Origin of the sequence: Azospirillum griseum (assembly GCF_003966125.1) — a bacterium.
GTDB classification, from domain to species: domain Bacteria; phylum Pseudomonadota; class Alphaproteobacteria; order Azospirillales; family Azospirillaceae; genus Azospirillum; species Azospirillum griseum.
In genome coordinates this window covers 1-1,832 of the sequence record NZ_RXMA01000088.1, presented here as the reverse complement: position 1 = coordinate 1,832, position 1,832 = coordinate 1, and the positions used below count along the sequence as shown (strand labels likewise).

The 1,832-nt window shown below is 59.0% G+C and carries 3 protein-coding genes and 1 pseudogene; 3 read left to right on the top strand and 1 reads right to left on the bottom strand.

The annotated features are described in order from the left end of the window. Nucleotides 1-84: 84 nt before the first annotated feature. Nucleotides 85-201, bottom strand: a pseudogene (locus EJ903_RS26230) (IS6 family transposase); the annotation flags it as partial. 185 nt (nt 202-386) lie between these two features. Here EJ903_RS26230 and EJ903_RS26225 point away from each other — a divergent pair. From EJ903_RS26225 to EJ903_RS26215, 3 genes are all read left to right on the top strand, one after another. Next, the gene (locus EJ903_RS26225; protein WP_126620806.1) at nt 387-623 is read left to right on the top strand and encodes a hypothetical protein; all 237 of its coding nucleotides are present in this window, start codon (nt 387-389) and stop codon (nt 621-623) included. 7 nt (nt 624-630) lie between these two features. After that, a complete protein-coding gene (locus EJ903_RS26220) occupies nt 631-981 on the top strand; it encodes a hypothetical protein (RefSeq protein ID WP_126620805.1) in 351 nt (116 codons plus the stop codon). Nucleotides 982-1,495: 514 nt separating this feature from the next. Next, entirely contained in the window at nt 1,496-1,783 is a 288-nt protein-coding gene (locus EJ903_RS26215) for a hypothetical protein (protein WP_126620804.1), read from the top strand. Nucleotides 1,784-1,832: the final 49 nt, after the last annotated feature.

Sequence of the window (1,832 nt, the reverse complement as noted above, 5' to 3'; positions counted from 1 at the left end):
ATCAGCCGCTCCTGCAAGGTGGTTTCTTCAACGACCTCAGCTTGACACCATTCCCCGGTGAAAGGGCCGTCCACCACATCACCTCAGGTCCTCGACCATTCGCAGGCTGAGCGGAAAGCGGAAATACAGCCACACCGCCGTGGCAATGATCTCAGCGGGATAGCGGTAGCCAGCATAGCGGGGATCAAGGCGCGTCGTCATGCCGTTCCATACCCTGAACAGACCACATCAGCAACTGCGGGGCAACAAGTTGACGGTGCCGACGCGATTCTGTCAGTGTTAAAATAGAAAACTGCATGTGCGACGACATGTAGGATTTCGTTTTGCCCGCATGGTGTGTACCGTTCTGGCGGGACGCAATTCAGTGAACAAAGGAGGAAAATCTGATGAACAAGGCGATTATTACTATCGCTGCAGCGGTCTCTATATCCGCTTGCGCACCGCAAACATACGGCGATAAAGACGCCAACGGAATTACGCTCTACAAATACACGCATCAGACGCCGATAGAAACGATGCTAATTGCTGAGCGACACTGCCAATCATTTGGAAAACGCGCCGAGTACCTCAAGTCAACCTACATAGTTACGGCCGATTATTACGCCTGCGTTGAGAAAAAGTGAGGTGGTCATGAGAATGCCCATCATGGCAGCCGCCGCCGCCCTCCTCACTTCAGCCTGCAACACCGCCGACATTCGCGCCCAGGCCGTCCAGCAGCGCTCTCAATACGCCGTCATGGCGGCCGAACGCATCGATGAGGCGTGCGCATCCTTCGGCTTCAAGCCAGGAACCGACGCCTTCGCAACGTGCCGCATGGTTCAGGCTGAAAAGCAGGCCGAGGAACAGCGCCGCTGGGCCGCCGCCGCGGCGGCCCAGACGGAGCAGTTGCGTCGACAGAATTGCTATGCCGCGGCACTGAACAGCCTCTATTCGCAGAACAGTGTGGCTAACGCCTTACGGGATGTGGCGTGCATGCCTTGAGTCGTTCCTAGCCACTTATCAAAATAACTCAACCGTCATTTGCACAGAAAGGCGGCCAGTTGGCCGCCTTTTCCTCGCCTCACACCAAAATCCACTATGCCACCAACCCAATTAGTTCTACTGTGTCATAAAGTGCGCAATTGATGGCAGCACGGACATCGCTGGAGTGTTCGGGCGAGCCTTCTGGCGATGTCGATGCGCAGGGTGGCGATGGAGGTCGGGACGTGTCGCTCAGGGCGCGATTGCGGCCCCGCGTGGCCGGAAGCCTTCGGGAAGGTCAGGCGTTTCGATGCGCCCGGAGGGGGATGGTCCTGAGGGGGGAATCGCCGCCCGTTCCCTGATTAGAGCATCGCGCGAGAAATCTGAATCGAAGGCTTGCGTTTGAGTTTTCGGCGTGATTCACCGTAGTTGGAGGTGGATCATGGGTCAGAGCTATTCGTCGGACCTTCGTGTTCGGATTTACGGTGAGATCGAGCAAGGCGGTTCACGTCGGGCAGCGGCGCGTCGGTTTGACGTGAGCGCCAGCACGAGCATCCGTCTTGCCCAGCGGATGGCGACGACGGGATCGCTGGAACCGGCGCGGCAAGGACGTCCGCCGGGAGGCGGCAAACTGGCTCCGCACGCCGCGCTTCTGATCGGTTGGGTGGAGGCGCAGGGCGACATCACCATGCCGGAACTGGCGGCCAAGCTGAAAGCCGAGCGCGGTGTCACGGCTCACCCCGCCTCGCTGTCGCGCTTCCTGATCGCCAGCGGCTTCACCGTTAAAAAAAACAGTGCTGGCGACCGAATCCGGTCGCGCTGATGTCGCTGATGACCGTCGAACGTGGCGAAACCACCGCCAGCCCCGGATG

Excerpts from the sequence above, each read along its gene's own strand:
- EJ903_RS26225 (WP_126620806.1), top strand. The coding sequence starts at position 387 with ATGAACAAGGCGATTATTACTATCGCTGCAGCGGTCTCTATATCCGCT.
- EJ903_RS26220 (WP_126620805.1), top strand. The coding sequence starts at position 631 with ATGAGAATGCCCATCATGGCAGCCGCCGCCGCCCTCCTCACTTCAGCC.